At 35.1% G+C, this 26,459-nt stretch carries 24 protein-coding genes and 1 pseudogene; 17 read left to right on the forward strand and 8 right to left on the reverse strand.

Features of this window, described 5'->3' with window-relative positions; all coding sequences use genetic code 11:
* Window positions 1–40: 40 nt before the first annotated feature.
* The 3 genes from ACIQ2D_RS18975 to ACIQ2D_RS18985 all read right to left on the reverse strand — a co-directional run bounded on the left by ACIQ2D_RS18975 (window position 41) and on the right by ACIQ2D_RS18985 (window position 1,803).
* Complete coding sequence (locus ACIQ2D_RS18975; RefSeq protein ID WP_402866876.1) at window positions 41–478, reverse strand: DUF3888 domain-containing protein; 438 nt, start codon at window positions 476–478, stop codon at window positions 41–43.
* 194 nt (window positions 479–672) lie between these two features.
* Window positions 673–1,125 carry a YoqH family protein gene (locus tag ACIQ2D_RS18980; RefSeq protein WP_402866877.1) on the reverse strand — a complete coding sequence of 151 codons (453 nt, stop codon included), beginning with the start codon at window positions 1,123–1,125 and terminating at the stop codon, window positions 673–675.
* A gap of 189 nt (window positions 1,126–1,314) precedes the next feature.
* Window positions 1,315–1,803, reverse strand: coding sequence for a flavin reductase family protein (locus ACIQ2D_RS18985; protein WP_402866878.1), 489 nt, complete (start codon window positions 1,801–1,803; stop codon window positions 1,315–1,317).
* Window positions 1,804–2,011: 208 nt separating this feature from the next.
* Here ACIQ2D_RS18985 and ACIQ2D_RS18990 point away from each other — a divergent pair, with 208 nt between their 5' ends.
* Window positions 2,012–2,785, forward strand: coding sequence for a VOC family protein (locus tag ACIQ2D_RS18990; protein ID WP_402866879.1), 774 nt, complete (start codon window positions 2,012–2,014; stop codon window positions 2,783–2,785).
* A 44-nt stretch (window positions 2,786–2,829) separates the two neighbouring features.
* Here the strand turns inward: ACIQ2D_RS18990 and ACIQ2D_RS18995 are convergent, their stop codons facing one another.
* Complete coding sequence (locus tag ACIQ2D_RS18995) at window positions 2,830–3,030, reverse strand: cold-shock protein (RefSeq protein WP_402758030.1); 201 nt, start codon at window positions 3,028–3,030, stop codon at window positions 2,830–2,832.
* A gap of 191 nt (window positions 3,031–3,221) precedes the next feature.
* Here ACIQ2D_RS18995 and ACIQ2D_RS19000 point away from each other — a divergent pair, with 191 nt between their 5' ends.
* The 8 genes from ACIQ2D_RS19000 to ACIQ2D_RS19035 all read left to right on the forward strand — a co-directional run bounded on the left by ACIQ2D_RS19000 (window position 3,222) and on the right by ACIQ2D_RS19035 (window position 11,694).
* Window positions 3,222–4,901, forward strand: coding sequence for a formate--tetrahydrofolate ligase (locus tag ACIQ2D_RS19000; protein WP_402866880.1), 1,680 nt, complete (start codon window positions 3,222–3,224; stop codon window positions 4,899–4,901).
* Between the two features lie 176 nt (window positions 4,902–5,077).
* The gene (locus tag ACIQ2D_RS19005) at window positions 5,078–5,611 is read left to right on the forward strand and encodes a GNAT family N-acetyltransferase (RefSeq protein ID WP_402866881.1); all 534 of its coding nucleotides are present in this window, start codon (window positions 5,078–5,080) and stop codon (window positions 5,609–5,611) included.
* A 294-nt stretch (window positions 5,612–5,905) separates the two neighbouring features.
* Window positions 5,906–7,237 (forward strand): TraB/GumN family protein, encoded by a 1,332-nt coding sequence (locus ACIQ2D_RS19010; RefSeq protein ID WP_402866882.1) that lies wholly within the window; start codon window positions 5,906–5,908, stop codon window positions 7,235–7,237.
* Between the two features lie 285 nt (window positions 7,238–7,522).
* Window positions 7,523–8,095: a dihydrofolate reductase family protein gene (locus ACIQ2D_RS19015; RefSeq protein WP_402866883.1), complete on the forward strand. Its 573-nt coding sequence runs from the start codon at window positions 7,523–7,525 to the stop codon at window positions 8,093–8,095.
* A 529-nt stretch (window positions 8,096–8,624) separates the two neighbouring features.
* Window positions 8,625–8,978, forward strand: a complete 354-nt coding sequence (locus tag ACIQ2D_RS19020; RefSeq protein WP_402866884.1) for a glycosyl hydrolase family 5 — start codon at window positions 8,625–8,627, stop codon at window positions 8,976–8,978.
* Between the two features lie 318 nt (window positions 8,979–9,296).
* Window positions 9,297–9,944, forward strand: coding sequence for a response regulator transcription factor (locus tag ACIQ2D_RS19025; protein WP_402866885.1), 648 nt, complete (start codon window positions 9,297–9,299; stop codon window positions 9,942–9,944).
* Window positions 9,928–11,322 (forward strand): HAMP domain-containing sensor histidine kinase, encoded by a 1,395-nt coding sequence (locus tag ACIQ2D_RS19030; RefSeq protein ID WP_402866886.1) that lies wholly within the window; start codon window positions 9,928–9,930, stop codon window positions 11,320–11,322. The genes ACIQ2D_RS19025 and ACIQ2D_RS19030 overlap by 17 nt, the downstream gene beginning before the upstream one ends.
* A gap of 204 nt (window positions 11,323–11,526) precedes the next feature.
* Window positions 11,527–11,694, forward strand: coding sequence for a thermonuclease family protein (locus ACIQ2D_RS19035; RefSeq protein WP_402866887.1), 168 nt, complete (start codon window positions 11,527–11,529; stop codon window positions 11,692–11,694).
* 128 nt (window positions 11,695–11,822) lie between these two features.
* On the opposite strand, the gene ACIQ2D_RS19040 is transcribed toward ACIQ2D_RS19035, so the two are convergent.
* Window positions 11,823–13,949 carry a family 10 glycosylhydrolase gene (locus tag ACIQ2D_RS19040; RefSeq protein WP_402866888.1) on the reverse strand — a complete coding sequence of 709 codons (2,127 nt, stop codon included), beginning with the start codon at window positions 13,947–13,949 and terminating at the stop codon, window positions 11,823–11,825.
* Between the two features lie 634 nt (window positions 13,950–14,583).
* Here ACIQ2D_RS19040 and ACIQ2D_RS19045 point away from each other — a divergent pair.
* Genes ACIQ2D_RS19045 through ACIQ2D_RS19050 form a run of 3 tightly spaced genes read left to right on the forward strand, consistent with a single transcriptional unit; the run spans window position 14,584 to window position 17,352 of the window.
* On the forward strand, window positions 14,584–15,975 hold the full coding sequence (locus ACIQ2D_RS19045) for an MBOAT family O-acyltransferase (protein WP_402866889.1): 1,392 nt from the start codon (window positions 14,584–14,586) through the stop codon (window positions 15,973–15,975).
* A gap of 12 nt (window positions 15,976–15,987) precedes the next feature.
* The gene (locus ACIQ2D_RS22385; RefSeq protein WP_483869752.1) at window positions 15,988–16,299 is read left to right on the forward strand and encodes a DHHW family protein; all 312 of its coding nucleotides are present in this window, start codon (window positions 15,988–15,990) and stop codon (window positions 16,297–16,299) included.
* A gap of 21 nt (window positions 16,300–16,320) precedes the next feature.
* Entirely contained in the window at window positions 16,321–17,352 is a 1,032-nt protein-coding gene (locus ACIQ2D_RS19050; RefSeq protein WP_483869753.1) for a DHHW family protein, read from the forward strand.
* Between the two features lie 445 nt (window positions 17,353–17,797).
* Here ACIQ2D_RS19050 and ACIQ2D_RS19055 read toward each other — a convergent pair whose 3' ends face one another.
* Window positions 17,798–18,010 carry a hypothetical protein gene (locus ACIQ2D_RS19055; protein WP_402866890.1) on the reverse strand — a complete coding sequence of 71 codons (213 nt, stop codon included), beginning with the start codon at window positions 18,008–18,010 and terminating at the stop codon, window positions 17,798–17,800.
* Between the two features lie 385 nt (window positions 18,011–18,395).
* A complete protein-coding gene (locus tag ACIQ2D_RS19060) occupies window positions 18,396–18,659 on the reverse strand; it encodes a type II toxin-antitoxin system Phd/YefM family antitoxin (RefSeq protein ID WP_402866891.1) in 264 nt (87 codons plus the stop codon).
* 296 nt (window positions 18,660–18,955) lie between these two features.
* Here ACIQ2D_RS19060 and ACIQ2D_RS19065 point away from each other — a divergent pair, with 296 nt between their 5' ends.
* Both ACIQ2D_RS19065 and ACIQ2D_RS19070 read left to right on the forward strand, forming a co-directional pair.
* The gene (locus ACIQ2D_RS19065; RefSeq protein WP_402866892.1) at window positions 18,956–20,476 is read left to right on the forward strand and encodes a class I adenylate-forming enzyme family protein; all 1,521 of its coding nucleotides are present in this window, start codon (window positions 18,956–18,958) and stop codon (window positions 20,474–20,476) included.
* 756 nt (window positions 20,477–21,232) lie between these two features.
* Window positions 21,233–21,478, forward strand: a complete 246-nt coding sequence (locus ACIQ2D_RS19070) for a DUF1413 domain-containing protein (protein ID WP_402866893.1) — start codon at window positions 21,233–21,235, stop codon at window positions 21,476–21,478.
* A gap of 772 nt (window positions 21,479–22,250) precedes the next feature.
* On the opposite strand, the gene ACIQ2D_RS19075 is transcribed toward ACIQ2D_RS19070, so the two are convergent.
* On the reverse strand, window positions 22,251–23,216 hold the full coding sequence (locus ACIQ2D_RS19075) for a DUF2971 domain-containing protein (RefSeq protein WP_402866894.1): 966 nt from the start codon (window positions 23,214–23,216) through the stop codon (window positions 22,251–22,253).
* Window positions 23,217–23,424: 208 nt separating this feature from the next.
* On the opposite strand from ACIQ2D_RS19075, the pseudogene ACIQ2D_RS19080 reads away from it, so the two are divergent.
* The 3 genes and pseudogenes from ACIQ2D_RS19080 to ACIQ2D_RS19090 all read left to right on the forward strand — a co-directional run.
* Window positions 23,425–23,995, forward strand: a pseudogene (locus ACIQ2D_RS19080) (recombinase family protein).
* A 672-nt stretch (window positions 23,996–24,667) separates the two neighbouring features.
* On the forward strand, window positions 24,668–25,219 hold the full coding sequence (locus ACIQ2D_RS19085; protein WP_402866895.1) for a hypothetical protein: 552 nt from the start codon (window positions 24,668–24,670) through the stop codon (window positions 25,217–25,219).
* 859 nt (window positions 25,220–26,078) lie between these two features.
* The coding region (locus ACIQ2D_RS19090; protein ID WP_402866896.1) for a TcaA NTF2-like domain-containing protein at window positions 26,079–26,459 on the forward strand (381 nt) is incomplete at its 3' end.

Genomic DNA, 26,459 nt, shown 5'->3' on the forward strand with positions numbered 1-26,459 from the left:
CACTTGTTGAGGGAATGTCCACTGCAACTTTAGAGGAATATTATGTCTTTTTAATATGCTGCCAATTTGGGGGAAGTTCATAAGTTTCTATATGTTTAAATTCCTTAACAGATACATTACCTGTAGAAACATCCAATGTAATACGATCTTTACCGACTGAAATATGTGGACCAACGACTGGCATAACTTCAAGGGTAACTACAAATTGAAAAGAATGACCTTGTCCTAATCTTTCCATGTTTAGTATTTTAATCTCATAAGGGTATACAAGCGGATCATAGGTCAGTAATTCAGCGTAATAATTAGAAACAGCGGTTTGGACATTAGGTAAAATTACTGATAAAAATAAATCCATCATTAATTCTTCGTCGGAGTTTTTAGCGGGCTGATAATAATTTTCTTCGGCATTTGATGAAATTGGGACGGTTAAGCACATAATAATTAATGAGGTAATAAAGATGCGTTTTTTTATATGCACACCACCTTTTACAATTTATTATGTTCGAAAAAGGATAGCTAATGCTAACTAAACATTTTTGTTTTTCTGCTGATTATCTTGAACAAAAGCAATTAAAGTAAGGAGCAATCTATATCGATCCGCAATTAAAAGTCGGTTACTCTCGGTAAAGTGGAATTTACCCGCGAAACGAGTGACTTTACTCTCGAAGCAAACTACTTACAATAGTTAATACTTTTTGTTAAAACACTCGGTCCTAATTTTTCCGTTTTGGAATTCGAGAGACGCACCTGAACCTCAACATTTTTCATTTCTGCTGTAATAACATCAATTCTTCCAGCCCACGTTGGACTATCCTCTTCTGGTGTAGGATACAGCATAAAACGCCAACTTATTTCCTTGGGAATAAACGCAAATCCTTCATAACCATCATAGTCTCCATACGTTGAAGGCTCAGGAAGATGAACTGCAAGAATGCTGATATTAGTTCGTGCAAAACTTGGCGGAAATAATTGCACTTTATAGACCAATGCTACACCTTTTGCATTTGCCAAACTAGGATGAACTGGCTCCAAAATTAGACTGCAGGGCATTGAAATTGCATTGGTTTGAGGTGGATTTACAACAAAAGTAGCAATCATTCCTAATACCAAAATTAACTTTTTCATCATGCACCTCTTGCAATTTATTTTGATTAGTTTATCCACGTCTGACTGGATTATGTTTTGCGATGTTGGGTGGTTTTACAAAGTTAACAACTGATACATAAAAAAAAACTCCCAATCAAAGGAGTCCTTTTTATGCACAACTTTTAATAACACAAGCTGTGACAACATATTTATTTAAAGAAGTGCTTTTTACTTATCGTAAAAGCTAGAGGGGATTGGTCCGGTTTGTCGACGATGATAGAGAAGTGGTTCCTTGTCATTATTGTCGATGTCAACGACGTGTCCAATGAAGATTGTATGGTCTCCAGCATCTATTTGCTGGAAGGCTTCACATTGTAAAACGGATAGGGTATCCGATAAAATTGGTAAATTTAACGTTGAAGTTGACCATTTTGCTTGGGCAAAACGATCTTCTTTGCTTGCAAATAATGTACATACTTGAGCTTGTTCACTCGCTAAAATATTGACTGCAAAGTTTTTCGCAGCCAAAAAGTCTGCATGTAGTTTTGATCTTTTATCGAGCGACCATAATATTAGCAGTGGATCTATTGAAACAGATGCAAATGAATTAACGGTTAAGCCGATCGGTTCGTTTGAGCTATTAAAGGCTGTTACAACGGTTACGCCCGTTGGATAATTACCTAGAGCTTGCTTAAATGCAAAAACTTTTTCAGTCATACTTTTCACCTCATTATATTTTATGAAACACACACTGTGTTTGCGCAACGAGTTGACTACGTAATTCGTCTGATGGATTTGTCTAAGAGGTGTGGCAAGCGAACTCTGAAGCTGGCATGTTTTATTGTGCATGTACTTAATATTATTTTAAACCAATTAAACAACTAGGTAAAGTATATGTTATAGTGAATAAAAGGGGGAAAGAGGAATGAGTTTACAATTCGATCACTTAGTTCAACAAGTATTATCACCGGAAGACACGAAAGTATTTTTGAACGAGCATCATATCCATACCGTTAATGGTGGACAGCATACAATGTGGGGTACATACAACACGTTAAGTTACTTTGGCTTAACGTATATTGAGCAAATTGCGGTGTATGATCGTGACTTATTTGAGGAAGCCGCGAAATTGCCTTATTCATTGCATCATTCATTTAAACGAGGCAAAGAACAATTTGGCTTTTCCCGAATTGCGTTACGTACGACAAACATAGAAGGGGAAGCTAAGCGTTTACGTGCACTTGGGTTCGAAGTTTACGGACCTGATGCCTGTAGTCGAACACGCCCAGATGGATCTGTCGTGGAATGGAAGTTGCTGCACTTTGGTAAACCTAACTTAGCAATTGATTTTCCATTTTTCATTGAGTGGGCTGATGGTGATGACGTACGTCTTGCACAGCTTGAAAAAAGTGGAGCATTGGATAAGCAACAGTCAATCTCAATGAATTCAGTACAATTTGTTGTGAGAAATGTGGACGAAACAGTTGCATTATGGCAAGACGTATTGCAACTGCCAGCGGCTACTTTACATGAAACGTATACATCTCTGCAATTACCCAATATGCGTCTAGATTTCTATGACGACAATGAGATTTTAGCGGATAAGAAAGAGGGACCCTTTGCAGTAACACTGACTATTGCAACAGGAGAGAAACGAACATTGTTGTTTCCACAAGCTTTGTATTACATCAATCCATAAAAAATAAGGCATCTCATACTATGCGTATGGTGATGCCTTTTTGCTTATAATTTCACGACATTAGATGCCTGAGGACCACGGTTACCTTCAATTACATCAAATGATACTTTTTGTCCATCTTCAAGTGTTCGGAAGCCTTCTTCCTGAATGCCCGTAAAATGTACGAATACATCTTCTCCATCATCACATTCAATAAATCCATAACCCTTTTCGTTATTGAACCACTTTACGATTCCTTGTTGCATAAGCGTTCGCCTCCAATGCGACTGAAAATAAGTATTGTATTTTGAAAAATGTGATAATTGCATTTTCTCTTAGAAGATACAGGAATTGAGGTGAGTTGTCAAATGATTGTCGAAATTTTGCATAAGTTACTTTGCTTTATTTCAAAATAGCTTATAATTGAGTGTGAACAATAGAGAAAGTAGGAATCATAATGACAACAACAAATAAACCATTATCAGATTTAGAAATTGCTAGTCAAGCGGTTATGAAGCCTATTACAGATATTGCGAAAACAGCTGGCATTCCAGAAGATGCGCTAGAGCAATATGGTCGCTACAAAGCAAAAATTGACCCATTAAAAATCGAAGCACAAGCTGCAGACGCTAAAGTTGTGTTAGTGACAGCGATCAGTCCAACACCAGCTGGCGAAGGGAAGTCAACAGTAACTGTTGGTCTTTCAGATGCTTTACACCAATTAGATAAAAAAGTAGTGGTAGCTTTACGTGAACCTTCATTAGGTCCAGTAATGGGCGTTAAAGGTGGCGCAACAGGTGGCGGCTACGCACAAGTAGTACCGATGGAAGATATTAACCTACACTTCACTGGTGATCTTCATGCCATTACATCTGCTAATAATGCATTATCTGCATTTATAGATAATCATATACATCAAGGTAATGTATTGAATATTGATCCTCGTCGTATTCTTTGGAAACGAGTGATGGATTTAAATGACCGTGCATTACGTAAAGTCGTAGTTGGTCTAGGTGGTCCTGTTCAAGGCATGCCACGTGAAGACGGCTTTGACATTACTGTTGCTTCTGAAATTATGGCAGTTTTCTGCTTAGCAACGAGTATTGAAGATTTACGCGAACGTTTATCAAATATCGTTATTGGTTATACATTCGATCGTGAACCAGTATTTGTTCGTGATTTACAAGTTGAAGGCGCTTTAACACTACTATTAAAAGATGCTTTCAAGCCAAACTTAGTGCAAACATTAGAAGGCACTCCAGCGATTATTCATGGCGGTCCATTTGCAAATATTGCACACGGCTGTAACTCAATTATGGCTACTCAAACTGCTCGTAAATTAGCAGATATCGTCGTAACTGAAGCTGGATTTGCTGCTGACTTAGGTGCTGAAAAGTTCATGAACATTAAAGCGCGTGAAGCGGGCTTTAAACCAAGTGCAGTCGTAATCGTAGCTACAATCCGTGCGCTTAAAATGCATGGTGGCGTTGCGAAAACAGATCTAGTTGGAGAAAACGTAGATGCACTATTAAAAGGTATCGAGAACCTAGCGAAGCATGTGGATACAGTTCGTGCATTTGGCGTTGAACCAATCATTGCATTAAATCGTTTCATCACAGATACAGAAGCAGAGCTTGAAGCAGTTCTGAACTGGTGCAAAGAGCAAAATGTGCGTATTGCCCGTACAAATGTCTGGGAAGAGGGCGGAAAAGGTGGTATTGCACTAGCTGAGCAAGTCCTTGCTGTAATCGAAGAAGAAAACAACTTCGCTCCATTATACGAAGTAACAGATTCTATCGAAGAAAAAGTACGTACGATTGTACAAAAAGTATACGGTGGAAAAGGTGTAAACTTTACAGATCAAGCGAAAAAACAAATTGCTCAAATCGAAAAATTCGGCTGGGATGTTCTACCGATTTGTATGGCTAAAACACAATATTCATTATCTGACCAACCAAGCTTACTTGGTCGACCAGAAGGCTTTACAATTACGATTCGTGAAGTGATTCCGAAACTAGGCGCAGGCTTCTTAGTATGCCTAACTGGCGACATTATGACAATGCCAGGCCTACCAAAAACACCAGCAGCACTACGTATGGACGTTGACAACGACGGAAATGCAGTGGGGTTATTCTAAAAATGAAAATGCAAAAGCCATCTCAAATTATTTTGAGATGGCTTTTTTGTAGGAGAAAGAGTTTCGATGTCTTATTTTCAACGCAGGTTATTGCGATATGGAATTCGATTATTAAAGGATTTTTACTACTTGAAACGAATTGTTAATTAATGAAGTTAAAGAAGGGGGGAGAGTAGATGTTTCCGGTGTTAGAGACTGAAAGACTTAAACTTAGGGAAATAAAAAAAGACGATGCGGAAGGAATCTTTGCTTGTTTTTCTAACGATAATGTAACGCGTTATTATGGACAAGATACATTACAGAATATAGAACAAGCAGAGGGATTTGTTGAATTTTTTTCGAAAAACTACAATGAAAAAAGAGGAATTAGGTGGGGGATTGAAAAGAAGGAGACCAAAGAGTTTATTGGAACAGTCGGATTTAATGCTTGGTCGCCTAAACATAAGCGGGCAGAAATAGGGTATGAAATCCATCCAAACCAGTGGAGGAAAGGCTATACTTCGGAAGCACTATCAAAAGTTCTTGCATATGGTTTTGACGTAATGGATTTAACTCGTATAGGTGCTGTTGTATTTATTGATAATGATGCATCTAATAATTTACTAACCAAACTGGGCTTTCGAAAAGAGGGGATTTTGAGGGACTATATGTATCAAAATGATATAGCTCACGATACAAACATCTACTCATTACTGAAAAGTAGGATTTAAATTAATTACTTAACTAATGCAGGCGTTGATCCAATAAGGAATTAGCGCCTTTTATTATTCGGTTGTATTAGGGAGTTATACAATGAAAGGCTCCCTTATAGAGTATATTGCTATAAATCGGAAGGTAAGGTGATTCCTTGAAAAGTAAATATTTATCTATGGGTATATTTGTTGTACTATAATTATAGGTATTTTATTACTATTTAAGAAAGATATAGTCGTTTTTATTCGGGGTAAAGTACCAAAATCTGTATCGCAATTATGCGTAACAAATAATCGAAAGGGGAAAAGATGATGAAAAGAATAGGTAAACATATGATTGCCGCACTGCTCGGAATTATGCTGATGTTGTCTACGATAGTTCCAACAATCCAAGCAGAAGAACGCATACCAGATATTAGCGGCTGGGCAATAGAGACCTTAAACGAAGGTGAAAAGTACGGTATTTTCCCAATGCAATGGTATTATGATGGATTTACAAGCGAAGTGTCGATTGAAAGAGTAAACGAACTAGTAGCCTTAACAGAAAAGAAAATTGCGGCATTACAACTTTCTGAAAACAAACAATACAGCCCGGTAAGCTATAAAGGGGACACTACTAGAGGCGATATTATCAATCGACTGTACAATATTGTTGCGCGTTATGATTTAGCTGTAGGCAAAGATGCAGTCGCGTATATGACTAAACGAAATATTAGCAATGGTTTGGGATTAAAAGAGAAGGCAACTACACAACAAGCAGTCGTATTAGCTACACGATTAGTAAAGGATACATACGACCAAGTACAACAAGGTTCAAAAGGACTGGCTTGGGTAGTGGAAGATGAAGATACAAAGGTATACCTATTAGGAGCAATTCATATGGGAACACCTGAGCTTTATCCATTCAATAAAAAATTATTAACAGCATTTGAAGAATCTGATGCGCTAGTAGTGGAAGCGAATGTGATTAATGGTAAAGATGCGGAATATCTAATAGGGAAAATGATGTATACAAATGGAACAACACTTCGTGAAAATATAAGCGCAGAAACCTATGCTAAGGTTGAAAAGGTTGCACAACAGTACCAGTTACCGATGGAAGAATTAGTGATACAAAAACCTTGGGCGTTATCAAGTACTTTTTCATTGCTAGGAACGGAGGATTCTTTTGGTATGTCCCCAGCGGAAGTGATAATGCATGGGATTGATAGATATTTTTTATCAAGTGCATTGCTTCAAGATAAGCCAATTATTGAATTAGAAGGATTAAAAGTGCAGGCCGATAAGTTTGATGGGTTATCTCCTGAGGGACAAGAACAGCAATTATTAGCTACAGTTGATAGTCTTTTAGAACCTTCTGAAGAAAATGAATTAGAAATAATGCAGGAATGGTTTAGTAGTTGGAATAAGGGAGACAGTGTAGCGTTTAGCAAATTTCTAGAGACGGAAGATGAAACTTCTGAAATGAATAAAATGCTATATGGTGTACGAGATGAACAAATGGCAAAGAAAATTATTTCACTATTAGAGGATAAAGAAGGCGAGTACTTCGTTGTCGTAGGCGCAGGTCATTTTACAGTCGATAAAAATATCCGTTATCATTTAGAGCAGGGCGGATACGATGTTAAGTCATTTTATCAATAAAACCATATAAAAGTGCAGTCATTCCGCATCGTAAAATGTGCGAAATGGCTGCATTTTTAATTTAGCTTTATTAAAGGTAGGTTTTGATTTTTGATACCTCCTCGAAAACTTGATATAATCAAATTGAGAACTAGTGTTCTTTTTTTAGCGCGTAGGTTATGCTTTTTACTGGAGACATAAACTGTTGACCGCTTTAAACAGGGGCGTATTGTGAAAACTAAATAATGAAATAACGTTTATTCAGGAAGAAGAAACAATATCTGGATGATAAAAGGAGGAAGAGTTATGTCAAATAACGTAAAACAAAGAAGAATAATATTAGATTTAGCAGTTACTTTAGATGGTTTTATTGAAGGGAAAAATGGAGAAGTGGATTGGTGCATTATGGACCCTGAAATGGGATTCACTAATTTCTTGAATCAAATTGATACTATTTTATATGGTAGAAAAAGCTACAATTTATGGGGACAATATATTCCAAAACCTGAAGACTCTGATAGCGAGAAAGAAATGTGGGACTTGGTTCATAGTAAGGAGAAGTATGTGTTTTCCAGAACACAAATAGGGACTGATAATCGAGCAGTATTTATCAATGAAAATATTCTTGAAGAAGTAAATAAATTGAAGAATAAGCCTGGTAAAGACATTTGGCTATATGGAGGAGCAAGTCTCATTACAACTTTTCTAAATTTAGGGCTTGTTGATGAATTTAGATTATCTGTTCACCCTGTTATTTTGGGAGAAGGAAAACCGATGTTTATTGATATAAAACAGAGGCTGAATTTAAAAATGGTTAATACAAGAACATTCTCTTCTGGCGTTGTGCAACTAATTTATCATTACAATGATAAATTGTAATGGAATACTCGATAGTAGCTGTTACGTATTCTACTGTTGGATAGAGTTTTTTGTTGAATTTTAAGAGATCCTTTGATTTAAGAAAAGCAAGATAAAGACGCTTTTTTAAAGTCGACGTCAGAAATAATTAATCATTTTTTTAAATTAATACTCGTAATCTAATGAAACCCGCATTTCAAAAATGCGGGTTTTTCCTTTTCCTAAATAATACGAGTTAACATCTTTTATTGTGACATACTTGTAACATTCGTGTTTTACAATGCATTGTGAGGTAAGGAAATGAGAAAGAAATAAAAATCAGCCGGATGTAAGTCCAAAAAAAGATTTCTTAATTGGTAATGCAGATCAATATGAAGGTATTGTAGAAGCGGATATTGCCTTAGATGTTGCTCATGAATGAGGTTCAAAAGTAGTGTTAACGGTTTTAAGTCTGCTAGGAAATCGTTGGAGACAAATTAATAAATAAGCGAAAGGGATTCGAGTATGGGTATCCAGGAAGGTTAAAGTAGGAGAGCAGAAAACTGAAAAAATGTTCGATAAAGAAGCTTTAAAAGACTTTTTGCAACCTGTAGATAAGTGGGCAAAAGATCATAATATACCAGCTAATCGAATCATCGCTGAAGAATTCGGCATTAACCGAATGGAAAAAGGTGCTGATCAATATTTATCAGATCTTATTTCGGTTTTTGATGAATATAGCTGGCACTGGGCGTTCTACACATTCCGTGAAGATTCATGGGAAGGCATGGATTATCAGTTAGGAGAACAACCGTCAAAGTGGAAGTATTGGGAAGCACTTGAAAAAGGAGAGCTAACAAATCGAGAACAAGTAGAAGTAGATAATCCATTATGGGATGCACTGAAAAATGGATTAGAAAAGTAAAAATTCAGGTGTGTTGATTAGGGGAATATTAGGTAGTTACTTAATGGTCGATTAAATGTTTTTATTTTCAACTCTAATGGTTGTTAATACATTTTTTGTTGATTGTAGCGAAAGGTGCCCGAGGAAAGCGAGCATCCCGTAGCGGAAATCATCCTACCACTTTAATAGTAATGGTAAAAATCACGTATGCGGAAGCTATCGTATAAATATTAGAAAAAAGGTGAAGTCTTCTTTTAAGGCTTTCACCTTTTTTCCCTTTATTATTAGAAGTTAATGTGTAAATAGTTACTTGTAAAACGAATAAGGAGTTTGTATAAAGTGAACATACTAATTGCTGATGATGAAAAACATATGACTACTATCTTAAAAACCTATTTTGAGAAAGAGGGGTTTAATGTAAGTGTTGCTTCTGAAGGGGAAGAAGCACTTGAAATTTTTTACTCAAAAAAAATTGATCTTGCAGTTTTAGATTGGATGATGCCTAAGCTAAGTGGTATTGACGTATGCCGTGAAATCAAGAAAGTAAGCTTAACTAAAGTAGTTATGTTAACGGCTAAGACGTCCAATGATGATGAATTTGTTGCACTAGATATTGGTGCAGATGAATACATTCGGAAGCCGTTTGATCCACGTATATTGATTTTAAGAGTAAAAAAAATGCTCGGAACAGAAAAGTTGGCTGAAATAAGAAATCTGAAAATCAATCTTCAAAGTAAAAAAGTATATAAAGATGGTGAAGAGTTAGTACTCTCAAAGAAAGAGTATGACTTATTGAAGATTTTATACGAAAACAAAGGGCAAGTATTATCAAGAAATTCTTTGTTATCGATGGTTTGGGGCATGGACTATCTCGGAGAGGAACGAACAGTCGATACGCATATTAATAGGCTGCGTGATAAGATTGGGGCTGACCATATCATTACCCATAGAGGAATGGGGTATAGCTTTAATGATAAAGACGAATAAAATTAGTAAAAAATTATTAATGATGGTGAGTATAATTATGCTCATCGTTTTCGGTGTTTCGTTTTTATTTAATAATTTCTTTTCCTCCGACTATTATCTATATAAAATGAGAAATAAAGTAAACACCATCTATGAAGAAATAGATGACTTAACGTTACAACAACTAAGAGAAGTAGAACACCAGATTGAAGAGACTAACAATGTTACAATTGTTACTGTTACAAATAACGGTAGTATCAATGAAATTAATCAAAATATCCAATTTGCGTTGTTTAAAGATAAAATTGTTTTAAATAAATTTTGGATTACAGAGGAGTCGCTTGAAAAAGTAAATGAAGGAAAAACAGTAAGGCTTCTATTTAGTCAAGGAAAACTAAAGTCGAGTCTGCTAACCGTGTTATATGAGCAAGAGAATCATTTAGTGTTATTAGGAACAGTGGTCGTTCATAATACTGACGTGTTAAATATAGTGAACCAACTATACTTATACTCCATCCTATTTGGCATTATTATCAGTTTATTATTAGTGGCCTTCTTCTCTAAGAAAATTATTACGCCTTTAGAGAAACTAAAAAATGTAGCGAAAGATATTTCTAATTTGAATTTTAAACGAGTGGAAATAACCTCAGGTGATGAAATTGAAGAGTTATCACACAGTATTAATGAAATGAGCGACCGTTTGAAAAGTGTTCATTCAGAATTAGAAAAGAAAAACCAAAGTTTAAATACTTTAATTTCAAGCATCTCTCATGAAGTTAAAACACCGTTGTCATTAATACAAGCATATACAGTCGGTATAAAAGATGGACTTGATGATGGATCCTATACAGATGTCATTTTAGAACAAGTAAATTACACGTCAGAAATGGTTGATTACTTAATCAAATTATCTAAAGTCCACGAATTAGAAGTGAAAAAAGAGCCATTCGATTTAAAAAATCTTCTTCAAAAAATCATTGCGCAATATAATATTTCATTGAAAAATAAGAATGTACACGTAGTGCAAAATTTAGATGCAATACAAAATTCAAAAATCGATGAAGATAGTAGTCAAATTGAAATCGTCATGAATAATCTAATAAGCAATGCTATTAAATACGGGGAAGAGCACTATTTTGAAATTAAGCTAACATATGAAGAAAAAAACAAAATCAAATTTTCTATACGTAATAAAACAACACAATTGAAAGAAGAGCATCTTCCTTATATTTGGGACGCGTTCTATGTAGTAGAAGAATCGAGAAACAAAGAGATTTCGGGGACAGGGTTAGGTTTGTCTATTGTCGCCAGTATCTTAGCTAAAAATGAATTACAGTATGAGGTTACGTTAGTGGACTCGTATATAAATTTTAGTATTTGGTTTGATTTAGTGGAATGAGGATGTCCAATAAGTCTCTTTAAGCAGAACAACTACTTTTCTATATGGTAAAAATACTCTCCGCGGGCACAGCGTAAGATGCAACCCTCGCTACGAGCGGTTTGTTGCGTCTTACGTCTTGTGCTATTCCCGCAGGAGTCTACGCGTATTTTTACCTGTATATCAAAAAGATAGCATAATATCTTTACTTTTAGGACAGCCCCATTGGATGTTCATCTAGAATTTGATGTCTCATATCGTGATAAATATAAAAGGCTCTTAGCCTCTGCCTATACATCTGATGGTAAGAGCATTCAAGAAGAATTATTAAAAAATGGCTTTGCACGTCTATTTCATTTATGCCCCTATTACAAAGCACAAGGATTGGTTTGAATTTATTCAAAAGGAAGAGTAGAAGAATGTTCTAGGTATTTGCTCAGTTGAGAATTATGATTTGGAGGCTCCAATCGTAGGAGTAGGTTAACAAGACCTCACTTCTTACGATTGGAGTTTTTTTATTGTTATTTGTATTTGGCACGATGCATAAATGCCACAAATTGTGCTCGTGTCACTGGATCATTTGGTTTGAAATTACCGTTGTCACCCAATGCAATGCCGTTATCTGCAAGTGCGGCAATATAGTCGTAGCTCCAATGTGTTGTTGGAACGTCTTTGAATGTGCTTGTCCCACCTGGTGTGATTTCAAATGCGAGTACAAGTATTTTCGCGAGTTGTGCACGAGTAAGCGATTCGTTTGGACTGAATGCCCCGTTTGAACCGTCTACAATACCTGCCTGTTGTAATCTTGTAATTGCCTCATAGTATGGATGACTTGTTGGTACATCACTAAATGATACAGGCTTGCGTATGGGTGTTAACTCAAAAGCACGTGCTAGCATGACTGCAATATGCTGGCGTTTAATTTGTTCATTCGGTCGAAAAGTGCCGTCTGGATAGCCTGTGATAATACCACGAGCTGCGATGTCTTCAATCATGTCCTTAGCCCAGTTCGTGGAGATATCATTGAATGAAATAGTAGGATTTGGATCTACAGGTTTTTCTGGTTGCTCTGGTTCGTCAGGTGTTGGTAACATAGGATTTCCGTCTGTTAGAACAAAAGCAGTTTTACTTTCCACACCTGTAGCAGATATTGACTTTATACCATACGTGTACACGTTACTCTCGTTTGCAGTAGTATCTACATAAACAGTATTACCTTTTGTGTTATAAACCACGTCTACTATATTTTTAACATCTTCATATGATCCTTCTTTTGTTCCATCAAATCGGTAAATTACATATTTCCTTGGTTGAATACTATTTTTATCTGTAATAGTAAGCTTCATGCCGGAAGACTCTTTACTCAATTTAACATCTGTTGGACCTAAAGGTACTGTAGAATCTTTCCAAAAGGCTGTAGGAGTTAAAGCTATATAATTGTATAGTTGCTGATTTAGATCAGAAGCATATCCAAGAGCGTTATTGTTAATGCTTTTTAGAGAAAAATGCATTTGTCCTTGGGCATTTTTATTTGCTCTGTTGGCGATTACTTGGCTGATAAGTTCCGTCTTATTATTCCACGCAGTATCAGAATCATTTCCAACTTTATAATCGGCCATACCAATATATAGATTAACAGGATGGGCTGTTGCGTACGTTTGAACTTCTTTTGCCCACCAATCTAATAAAACAGAGTAATTTGCTACTTTATGATTTCTAGACCAATAGATTTGCGGAGCAATATAATCGATACTTCCATCTTTAATCCATTGTCTTGTATCAGCATAGAGATCATCGTAGTTACTCATGCCATTTGTGTTACTACCAGTAGAATCTTGCGCTTTGTTTCGCCAAATACCAAACGGAGATATTCCATATTGAACATGCGGTTTAGATGCTTTAATGCTTGCATAAACCTTTTTTACTAATTGATTAACATTATCTCGGCGCCAGTCTTCAATTTTTTTGAAAGAGCTACCATACTTTTTAAAAGTTTGTTGATCTGGAAAAGTCTCACCTTTAATTGTATAAGGATAGAAATAATCATCCATATGTACAGCGTCGATATCATAGTTGCTTACTAATTCTTCTATAGTTGATATTAAGTAATTTTGAACTTCTGGTAAACCAGGATTTAAGTAGTATTGTTTACCGTATTTCACTACCCAGCTAGGATTTTTACGAGCTACATTGTCAGCGGCTAGATCAGACAACGCGTGCGAAGGCATAGTGACTCTATAGGGATTTACCCATGCATGAAGTTCTAATCCTCGCTTATGTGCTTCGTCCAGCATGATTTGCAAAGGATCAAAACCTGGGTTGGTCCCTTGTTTTTTGCCGGTTATGTACGATGACCATGGAGCAAGCTTAGACGGATACAGTGCATCATTTAATGGCTTAACTTGAAAAATAACTGTATTAAAGTTATCGGCTTTTAATTTGTCTAAGGTACTTTGAACCCATTGAGTATATTGAGGTTTACTCATACCTTTCTTCATATCAATATTATTGACTGTTGAAATCCAGGCTGCACGCATTTCATTTTTGGGAAGTGAATTAGCTGTAGCCTTTTGATTTGTAAAAACAGGGGTAAGTAAAAGTAAAACCAAGAAGGTTACTAGGCACTTACCGAAAAATTTTTTAAACATAAATAATAATCTCTCTCCTTTTTTATTAATATAATTATTTTTTAAGAAAATATTTCAACAGCTAATTCTCAGATATTAAAACCTGGCTGTTACTATATTAATTTTATTGTAGCATAATTTTGATTAAAAGTAGGAAAAAGTAAAAGTATTGGTAGATTAAGATTATAAATGCGGTAATCGAAAAAATGTAGAACGTGTGATAAAAGGCCCGCCCGCAATGTAAGAAGAAACTAGAGCTTCGTAGTGAAGGTGATGGCCAAATCTTCATATGTTAATGTGGTTAAAAGGAATGATCCTATAATTAGGTGATTCATGCATTGCTTTATTCACGTAATTTCTATAGACAAGATATTTTTTCAACAGTATGAAAGAACGAGCATTGGTATGATGCTCGTTCTTTTAATTTATTTAGTGTCTCTGAAGTGGGTGAAATCGATTTGAAATATTAGCTATCTTAAACAGCGCACATAACTGTAACATAGCGCCGTCCTACTAGATTAATAGTAGATATTAATGTATGAATTCATCGAATCAGTATTGAGTGACTCCTTTCTTAAACTAAAAAAAAGAGATAATCTTTTGTGATATTGCTGTGACAAAGGGTTGTTACTATGTAAATGAAAGGGGGAATACGGTGGTTTTTTCAAGTCTTTTGTTTATTTATTTGTTTCTACCCATCAACATTATACTGTATTACTCGGTGAAAGATAGAAAGTTTAGAAACCTCATTTTGTTAAGTACCTCATTATGTTTTTATGCTTGGGGTGAACCAATATGGATTGTCATCTTACTTATTAGTAGTTGTATTGATTATTGTCATGGATTGTATATTGAAAGATTTCTTGGAACGAAGTGGGCTAAATATGGTGTCGTTTCTTCCATTATATTAAATCTTTCTTTGTTAATTGCATTTAAATATAGTGCTTTCATCTATGAAAATATCAATCTGATTTTTAATACATCGTTTCAAGTACCCAATGTGACATTACCAATTGGACTATCTTTTTATACCTTCCAAACAATCTCTTATACAGTAGATGTGTATCGAGGAAATGTACAGGCACAAAGAAAGTTCTCAACTTTCCTTTTGTATGTGTCGTTATTTCCACAGCTAGTGGCAGGACCAATCGTTAGATATGCGGATATTGCTTTACAGATAGAGCATCGAACGACGAATATTAGCCAAATCAGTGATGGTGTGAATCGATTTGTAATTGGATTAGGAAAAAAAGTATTGCTAGCTAATACAGCGGGTAGTTTTGCCACAATGTTTATGGAGCGTTCTGCGGGAAACTTAACCGTAACAGAAGCATGGTTTGGTATTTTGATGTTTACGGTGCAAATCTACTTTGATTTTTCCGGATACTCAGATATGGCAATAGGTTTAGGTAAAATATTTGGCTTCGAATATAAAGAGAATTTCAACTATCCATATGTTTCACGATCTGCTACAGAATTTTGGAGACGTTGGCATATTTCTTTAGGTAGCTTCTTTCGAGACTATGTGTATATCCCACTTGGCGGAAACCGAAAGAATGAATTTTTAAATTTGATGATTGTATGGTTTCTAACTGGAATTTGGCATGGTGCTAGCTGGAATTTTGTTATTTGGGGGCTGTACTTTGGGATTTTAATTTACGTAGAGAAAAAAATGCTAGGAAGATTTTTAGAGAAACTTCCAAGAATTGTTTCACACTGCTATTTACTAGTGGTTGTAATTATAGGTTGGACCTTCTTCTACTTTACGAATATGAATGAAGCTTTTGCTTATTTAGAAGTACTCTTTGGTTTTACTAATCAAAGCTTCGGAAGTACTGAGTTGAATATTATTGTAACTAATAATATTTTCTGGATAGTGATTGCTATTTTATTATGTACACCACTAATTAAAGTCATTGGGGAAAAAGTTTGTAAAGGTGCTATGTATAAAGGGTGCTTAATTGTTGGTAATGTTATGATTCTAATCCTATGTACAGCTGTTCTGGTTAGCGAAAGTTATAATCCATTTCTTTATTTTAGATTTTAAGGAGAGTAATGAATGAAAAAAGGTAATATATCCGAGATAATTCATATCGGTTGTATGGTTGGAATTGTAATAGTGGGCTTTACATTATTCATTCTATTACCAAAAGACAGTATTTCTGAAAATGAAAAACGTCAATTAACAACCTTTCCTACTTTTTCAGCGGAAAACTTTCTAAATAAAAGCTATTCCAAGCAGATAGATTTATATGTGAATGATGCCTTTCCGTTTCGTGAGCAGCTCATTGAGTTGAATTCCATCTATAGTAATGCAAAAGGAATACGATCAGGTAAAGATGAGATACAAATATACAATATACAGAAATAAATATAAGGAGATTTAAATACAATGAAAAAATATATGATAGTTTCAGCAATTGCCACACTACTAATTTCAGGATGTGCTTCTAAGGACATAGAAAATGAAAGTTCTGTAAATGAAGAAAATAAGGAGAGTCTTGTTGAAGATAATAAACAAGATGTTTCAGAAAATACCACAGTTGAAAAATCGGGTTCCATTATTACACTAGGGGATCGAGCAGTCGAAGTATTTTACGAAAATGAAGAAAATGCAAAGCGCTATTCAAATACTATTTCAAGTTTGAAACAAGCTCTTGGGGAGCGTGTAGAAGTATATAATATGGTAGTTCCAACAAGTGTAGAATTTGCGTTGCCGGAAAAATATCAACATATGTCCACACCACAAAAACCGGTCATTGATAAAATATATGACAATCTAGATAGTAATATTAAGACAGTGGACGCGTATAAAGCTTTGGAAAAACATAAAAATGAGTATTTATATTTTAATACGGACCATCATTGGACATCGCTAGGTGCATATTATGCTTACGAACAATTCGCGCAAGAAGCGGGATTTAAAGAGAAATCATTAGATGAATACGAAAAATTTTCTAAGGAAGGTTTTTTAGGTACACTATTTACACAAACGCAAGATACTAAACTAAAAGAGAATAAAGATGTAGTTGATTATTACAAGATTCCAGTTGACTACAAAGTATTTCGATATGAAAAAGGGAAGGAAGATACAGCGGTTCCCTCAACGTTATATGCTGATTATGCAAATGGTGTAAATGCTTATTCTGTATTTTTACATGGAGATTTTCCAATGATTAAAATTCAAAATAACGATAGTAATAATGGGAAGAAACTAGTCGTTGTAAAAGAGTCTTATGGAAATGCGTTTGTGCCATTTTTAATCCCTCATTATGACGAAATATATGTAGTAGATTCTAGATATTACAATAGTAGTTTAACGAAATTAGTAAATGAACAAGAAGTACAAGAAGTATTATTTATTAACAATATATTTGCGGCTAATACGGAGAAAATTATAAGTACAATTGAAGGAATAAAGTAAAAAACCAGAAGTATATCCCAAGTAAGAAAACCATGCATGTCTTTGATCGCGGATACGTAGATTGTAAACACTAAGAAATAGAACTGCCACAGCATTTGATGTTGTGGCAGTTTTTGCATATAACATTGTTGTTACACATATAGTGGCAGTCAGTCTTCATACATAAGAGTGGTAGTTCGGTTATAAAAAGATTAATTTGAAGAGTTGTAAAAATATTTCCATCCTAAACATAGTCATAATGGGAACCATTGTTTAAGCATATCTATACCCAAAATGTGTGGGTGTACAAGAAGACGTCATACCCACACACACTTTTCGGTAATCCTATTGCGAATAATGAAAATGCCAGAATTCATAATGAAAATGCATGAAAAAGGTATAGTGGACGGGAGGTTTCGGGGACAGGGCTAGGTTTATCTATTGTTGCCAGAAGCTTTGCAAAAAGTCACACCACGCTCAGGTAGAGCATCGCGCCGCTCGGGTAGGGCATCGCGCCGCTCGGGTAGGGCATCGCGCCGCTCGGGTAGGGCATCGCGCCGCTCGGGTAGGGCATCGCGCCGCTCGGGTAGGGCATCGCGCCGCTCGGGTAGGGCATCGGACCGCTCAGGTAGAGCATCACCCCGCTCGGGTAGAGGATCGCGCCGCTCGGGTAGAGCATCGCGCCGCTAGGGTCAAGTCACGCCCCGCTCAGGTAGAACATCGTACTACTCGAATGAAGCCCCGCCGCGCTCGGGTCGGACAAATGAATTACAGTATGAGGTTACGGTATTGGACTAGTATATAAATTTTAGTTGTTGGTTTGATTAACGAGCATTGATACTATCCCCATTAAGAAGACAATGTAAAAAACTACAGTACGCTATAGATAACATCTTACTAAAGAGGGATAATCTCATTAATTGTTTGTTGATTCCTTGCATACCTGAGATTTACTTGGAGGAATCGATATTAAAGGCTAGTTCGCCAGCTAACGGTCCTAATGAGCTTCATTAGCCGAAATCATATAGATTACTTTAGTTATCATTTCGTTCTTTGACGTTCAATTAATCAACCTCAATATTAGTTTGAGGATTTTTTACCAAAAGCCCTTTTTCCAATTGCTTTATTGATTTTGTTAACGCAGCAAGATTCACTTCGTTACCTAGCAAGTGCAAGTTTTCCATTAAATTGTTGTATTCATCTAGTGGCATCATTACAACATTTTTATTATTTTTACGAGTAATAATAAGTGTCTCACAATCATCAGATACACGATTCATATAGCGTTTTAATTTTTTTCGTAGAGAAGAATAATTTACTGCTTTCATAGCACAACACTCCTTTTTTTTATCGTACAATAAATTGTGTGAAAAAGAGAAGGTTTAATCAAACATTATTTTACAAATTGACCTAAATTACATATTAACTTGAAAATTCAAGCATTCCTTCATTTCGAAACCAAAATCAATACTTCGAACAAGCTCGAATAGACATTTAAAAATGACTACCTATACGGAAATAAAAAACGTATCCGAAAATGTTTGGGAATCTACTTAATGTTTACTATTTTCTGTTTTGTGTGTTAATTTTAAGTTGTTGGTAGTTTTTATGAGGAGGGGTACGAATGTTAAAAGATAAAAATGTTAGTAAAACAAATCGTTCAAACTTTGTTACGGATATTTTGAAAAGTCATGCAGTACAGACACCACAAGCAACGGCACTTGTTTTTGAAGGTAATGAAACAAGCTATGATTCCTTGTATACAAATGTCCAAAAAATCGCGGGGTACTTACAGCAAAAAGGCTATAAAAAGGGTGATGTCATCGGTTTAATGTTATTAAATTCAGATCTTTTTATGACCGTATATTATGGTGTGCAATTAGCTGGACTTACGATTCTACCGATTAATACAAAACTAGCACCTCCTGAGTTAGAATATATTTTTAATCATTCAGAAATTAAAGGTTTGTTATATGATGAAAGATTAAGTGAAACGATTAAGCAAATTGATTATGATTTTGAATTGAAATTGAATCGTCAACAAGTTCGAGAAATCATCGATGGACCAAATACCTTTACTCCTATAGAAATTGATCCACAAGATACAGCTGTCATCTTATATACATCAGGAACGACAGGGCGACCTAAGGGAGTTATGTTATCACATAATAATGTTGTAAACGCTGTGGAAATTTGGAGTGATGCACTTCAATTTCGACCTACAGATCGTGTATATATATCCATTCCATTATTCCATTGTGCAGGTTTACATGTCATTGGTGTTGGGACAATGTGTGGTGGAGCAGCTCTTGTTATTGACGAAACTTTCTCGCCAGATCGAACATTACAAAACATCATTAAAGACAGAGTTACAATCTTTACAGGTGTACCAACAATGTATGCTATCCTTTTAGGGAAAAAGGATATGGCTAATTATCAATTTGAGCATGTGAGAAAGTTTGCATATGGCTCGGCACCGATGCCACATGAAGTTGTTAAACAATTAAAAGAATCATTTCCAAACATTGAAATTCAAAACTTATATGGCCAGACAGAAAGTACCCCTGGAGGCACGTCATTAACGGACGATGCAGCGTTAGAACGGGTAGGTTCAGTTGGTAGAGCGTTAGCACGGACACAGATAAAAATAATAGATAATGATGGAAATGAATTACCTTCAGAACAGATTGGGGAAATTTGTATTAAAGGGCCGCAAATTATGAAAGGTTACTTGAAGAACGAAGAAGAAACAAAAAAAGTAATCATAGATGGCTGGCTATATACAGGAGATTTAGGGCGTTTAGATGAAGATGGTTATTTATATATCGTCGATCGAAAAAAAGATATGATTATTCGTGGTGGCGAAAACATTTATCCAATAGAGGTGGAAAATGTACTATATCAAATCCCTCAAGTGTTAGATGCAGCAGTCATTGGTATACCACATGAAGTATATGGAGAGGTTCCGAAAGCGATTATTGCACTTGTAGATGAGGGGGCAATCACAGAACAAGAAGTTATCGATTTTGCGAAAACTAAATTAGCTAAATATAAAGTGCCTCATATTGTAGAGATCGTAAAAGACTTACCGCGAAATCCGTCTGGTAAAGTATTAAAGCACGTACTAAGAGAACAACAAATATAATTTTTCGAACATTCTATTTTTCGGCCTTATAATCCTATCTAAGTATTTGTGACCAACATTACGTTGGACGCAAATACTTTTTCTTTTGGTCAATTGGAGCTTGAATAGGATAGGGAAGGATATAAAAGAATTGAGAAGGATGAAGCGAGGTTTGTTGCCGTTTTGCTCAAAAACTCTTGAAAAAAGGCGCTCAGACGAATCGAGATGGAGGTTTACCCTTCAACTCGCTAAAACAATCGTCTGAGCACACATAGATTATTAGTTTTTCAGTGAGTAAAACTTACTTCTCACTATACAAATTTGAGTATTTGGTTTAGGAGAGTTTATTTGGGGTATTTGGTATATATTGTTATTGAAAATTAACAAAGAAATTCAGAAAGACTGTTTACCTGTACCAGAGGATAGCGAGATTTATAAGTTGGCTATTGTTTTTTTAGGAGAATGCTTAGTTATGAAAACGGAGAAGGATAGATATTCATTTGAGCATGGTCTTTGAGAAATGAAGTTATTCTTTCTTAATAATTGTTAATCGATATCTCCAAGATAAAAATGTGTAGTTATATTTACAAAGGTGAAAAGTAGTTCATGCAGAAGTCGTTTAGATCTGATGATTCATAGCGAAGGAAAAAGGAAGCTGAGAGTGTATCATAGGGTTCCTCTTGCTGTTGTTATGTAAAGTCAAATTGAATGAGACTGTATACTGTGAGAATTCAAATATAAACCTTCATAATTATGTAGAGGAGAGGGACTCTTATAATGAATCAAGAAAAATTAGTAGCGCATGTAAAAAATCAAATTATTAACCATGTGAATGTTGGAGACCGTGAATTTACTGTTAAAGATTTATTTGATGGTATTACATGGAAACGTCTTTCGATCGGGGAGCGTTGTTCTCTAGGATTAAGAATTTTAAATGAAGCTAGATATGGTGATTTAAAAAAACATATTGAAGTTTTAAAGAAAAATTCAGCAAATCAACAACTTTATAAAAAAGAGAATTGATCCACCACATGTTGAAGTCTGGTGAAGAACTAGGTGTAGTCAACGCGTTTGTTTTACTATTATCAAAAAGGACGGGAATTACCTTGAGAGGCGCACTTTAGGGGGAGGGGGGATTCAGTCGGACGCTTCGTTGATCCTACCTGAATTTACGGCTAATCGCTGCGGCTTGCTATCCATTATTCAAAGTATCTAAAACCATCGTAATCCTACACGCAAAGGGGCTCGCCAGCAAGGGAAAATCCCTCCATGCCGAAGAAAAACGTTTCGGCTTCTCGCTATTTCATCATGGCGAGCTATTCTTATCTCTCAAAGTACCTCTACTAATAAAGTGCGGCATCACGTGATTGCTGGCAGATTGTCGACAAATCCACTTGGACCATAACTCGCCGGAGACAAGCAGCCTGTCGAATTACTATCACGTAATGTCGCACCGAAACCATTATCTCAAAATGGAAAGTCCCGTAAACATTAATATATCAACGTTTACGGGCTGGCTTTAGAATGACATAGAGTCAGGAGCGTTAATCCGAAAAGGATAAAGTTGCTTAATCAAACTAGTTAAACCAAGTAAAATCAGTACGATTAAGTCTTATTTATCAAGGCTTTTTGGAATCCTAAAATAAACTGAGTTAAATAAAATTAAATCAAAAAAATAATTATGTGAGCAAATGTGTGAGCATTTTGGAGAGCAAGTGATCTGCTTCCTTTAGCAAGAGGGAGAGAAAATTAAATAGTTGAATTAAGAGAACCGATAGCATACCCAATGTGGTAGCTATCGGCTTTTATATTTTATATGTAATTTGTACTCTGCACGGCTTAGTTCAGCTTGTTTTGTAGGGATTCCACGTTCTTCACATATCTTTGAAATCGACTCTTTATTTTCTTTAGAAATTTTAGTCCCGAAAATTACAGCTGTAGGCTTAATTAATTGAAAACGTTGTTCTTCTATAAAAGATATTAACCTCCATTCATTTTCGTATTCCCAACAATCAAATTTACTTAGGGCAGCTAGTTGAATTTTATCTATAGGAGTTCTATTCGAATAGTCATTTATATCAAACAACTTATTTGTGTATTTAACAGGTGAAAGTGTTTGTATTGTTCTACTTGTATATTCAAGTCTAGAGAAGTCATATTCAATGCAAATCCCTTCATGATTTTGGGCATAGTGACTCCACATAAGAGTATTGTCATGGGTTTCAGTAAAACAAGCTAAATATGCGGTTGACTGAGACAATTCGCTTAAGCTTTTTACGTAATCCTCATAAGTATCTGTTGTTTGTTCAGTCATATATTCAATTTTTGAAATTAAGTCTTGGATGATTATTTCATCTTGATTTAGTGAATTCCCTAATAAACGTCCTAAGTGCTTTAACGGAACATCTTTAAAAATGGTTTTTATTTCGTTGAAAACATCTTCGAAACTTCGGTTTGGAAAAATATGGAAGAAACTTGTGCGAAAATCTAATAACACCTTTTCTTTAATTCTATTTAAATGAGTTTCATAGTCGACTGTTAACCCAGCATCATAAGGGTCGTTAAGATTATATGCAGGGCATAAAAAGGCAGTATCATTCTTAAGTGTATCAGCTAAGTGCTCGGTGATTGGTCGGTATCTATATAATTTTGGCGGTAGAATATCAAGTTTAGCTAATGTTAAGAGTGCTAAGTGATTCTCTTTTTCTTCTTGGCTAAACAAAATTTCAAAATATTTATCTTTTGATGTAGTATCGTACAATGGTTTGTCCCTACTGACAAAGTATTCATAAATAGTAAATTCCTTAAAATCTATTAACAAAAGATCTGGTGATTATCTACATCTATTGCTAGATTTAAGGGGTCATATCTTAACAAGAATTGACGCCAAATGTCCGATGCTATTATGTCAAGGTATCAAACGGTGTCGCAATTAAGTGTCATAAGTAAGCGTGGAAAGAGGGACTGGAATGACAGTATATGGATATGCTCGTGTGTCAACTAAAGGTCAGGAACTAGAGGTACAGATTGAAGCCTTAGAAAAAGAGAACGTGGAATACATCTACAAAGAGAAGTTCACGGGTACATCTACAGACAGACCACAGCTACAAGAGTTGATTGAAACTTTGCAAGCAGGAGATAAGCTGGTTGTTACTAAGCTAGACCGTTTAGCCCATAACACAAAAGAGGGTATCGAACTAATCGAACAATTATTCGAAAAAGATGTGAAAGTCCATGTGTTGAATGTAGGCTTATTAGAGAACACAAGTAAGAGAAGATTCTTCTTAACAACTTTACTTGCAGTTGCTGAAATGGAGCGCAATATGATTATTGAACGTACACAGGAGGGAAAAGCGATTGCCAGGCAGAATCCAAACTATCGTGAAGGTCGTAAGCCTACATACACAAAGGCGCACCTTGACCATGCTAAGAAGCTGAAAGAGACTCATTCATTCTCGGAGGTTGAAAGAAGCAACAGGAATTAGCATGAGTACCTTAAAGCGTGAAGCAAAGAAACGTAAAGCACAGGAATCAATGTAGTTACCAAAACGTAACCTTCGGGATTTGTTCCTTGATTTATACTGCTTTAACCCGCATCAATTGTTGCTATGGTGAAGCCGTAAAACATTGATTTTATTAAGCTGTGGTGAGGCTATCACGAATGTGTCAAATGGCTTGTATGTAGTTGCAGGAGAGCTGTGACGAGCCTTTACAGTTCGGGTTGAAATGCATTGGTCAGTGAAGGTCGGAGTCTTGTCGTAGAGCCATTTCAAGCGTCACATAACAAGGCTTAGGTAGGGGGGCGTGGTTAGCGATATTTTGATGTTGTTGAATGAAGAATATAAGCTACCTACTACACTCCAAAGGGAAAATAAAACTGTACGAGAGCAATCTCGTGAAGTTGAAGTATATTGGAATCACTGATGATGAAATCAATAAAACGATGGAAGACTTCGCACTTTAGATAGCATTGCCTTCAGTGTAACCTTTTGAGATAAAGAGGTATGAACTCTATTTATTTTTATCGATTTTTTATTAGTGCATTGGAACACATATCATAATGTAAGGTAATATTTAATTGGGTTTTTTTTGTTATAATTGAGGGTGGGATATTTATCTAAGAATAGAAGGTCAAATTACGAAGTTATAATCTGAAGTTTCGGTATATTAAAACGTTTTAATAAATTAAAGTTAAAAGGATGGAGAATTTTTATGAATTTTTGCCCTACATGTGGAAGAAAACGTCACGAAAATGCAAAATATTGTTATGAATGTGGATATAATTTTTCTTTGTCTTTACCAGAAACTAATGAAAAAGAGGGACAAACATCATCAACAAAGAATGAAATATCACAAGAAGAAACACCTATTTACCCTTTTAAATGCATGGAAGGATGGGAAGAAGGATGGTCGAAATTAACTAGTTGCTTGTGGAATATAAGAGAAGTTAATCAAAGTACTATTAGAATAGTCTTTGATGGACAAATAAAACGAGAGACAAATGCAGGTAAAGTAGCAAGTGCAATATATACATATTTCAATTATGATTATTATGCTGTGAAAAAATTTGTTTTTTCTGAATGGCATAGGAATGAGAACTTTGAATTTATAGAAAACTATTCATCAAATAAATCCAGGAATTATAACTATTATTCTAAACGTAATCAAAATAGTAACGATTTTTTAGATGTTGTAGAAATGATTGTTGATTATAGTTCTCCGAGAAGTGCAATTAAACGTATTATCAAGAATTTAAAAGAGTGAAATATAGGCTGGTGAGGATTTGAAATCGAAACCTTGTTTTATAGCTTTAAAACTATATTTAAGAACTTAATTTTCAAAGATTCAATCCATGGAATTTTGTTTTGATTGAACTATTTCCTTAATTTTGAGAGTTGTAATGGCTCTCATTTTTTATTGTCCTGAAATTGAAAAAGATTGAAATTTTAAATCAATCGGGTATAAAATTTATAGATTTATATCCAGAAGATTTAAATGATATTGATGATAAGATAATAGAAAAATTTTAAAAAAGTTGATATGAATGAGTTTGATTCAAAGTTCGTACAAAGGACGAGAAAGGTCAAAGTGCAATTTGAAGCATTACAGGGTGTGGTTTTATGGGGGCGTAGTTTCCGATATTGAGGTAGGGTATATTCCTATTAACTTATGACCTGTTACGCTCACGCGATTTGAACGATACCATTTATTAAATAGCTGATATACAATAGAGGTAGTAAGGTCTTTGAACCAAGTTCGTAAATATGTAATACTCCCTAATGGAGAAAATCGTTTAAATTAACCGCATAATGTTACATGAAAAGAGGGCAATAATGTCTCTCTTTTTTTGGTTGGACTAAGAGTATGAAATCACTATTTTACAATAGAGAATACAAGAGCTTACTGGGGAGTGGTAGTACTTAATAATTGTGAAAGGAAAATAGGCTTGAGCACACTTGCATCAATTGTATCCTTTTGAAATGGCTTTTTATTGCCAGTAACTATGAATGGATGTAAAAAATTGATTGTACAAAATATTATTTGAGCAAAAAAAAATATTACATTGAAATAATATATAACTTTGTATTATAATTAGCAAATTGAATAATAAAGGGTGATTTAGATGAAAAGAGATTACGAGAATGAATATGGTAAAAGTGCCTTTAAGTGGAAGGTTTTAGGGGCTGTGGTTGTTGGTGTTATAAGTTTAGCAGTAGTGTTTTTTAAGCCGATATTTGGGGATTTAGGGGAAAAAGAAGTTGTGAAAGAGGAAGAAGAAGTTGTAAAAGAGGAAAGAGAACTTTCTGTAACAGAAGTACAAAGTGAAATTGATACATTTACTCGAAATTACATTAGTGCTATTAGAGAAGGAGATATATCTTATTTAAAAGATTATATTGAAGAAGGAAGTATACTCGAAAAAGAATTAAAAAAATATATTATTGATGATACATATAGCCCTTATGTTGTAACAGGAAAAAGAGTTTATACAAATTATGAAATT

Origin of the sequence: Lysinibacillus sp. NPDC097287 (assembly GCF_044761695.1) — a bacterium.
In the GTDB taxonomy this organism is placed as follows: domain Bacteria; phylum Bacillota; class Bacilli; order Bacillales_A; family Planococcaceae; genus Lysinibacillus.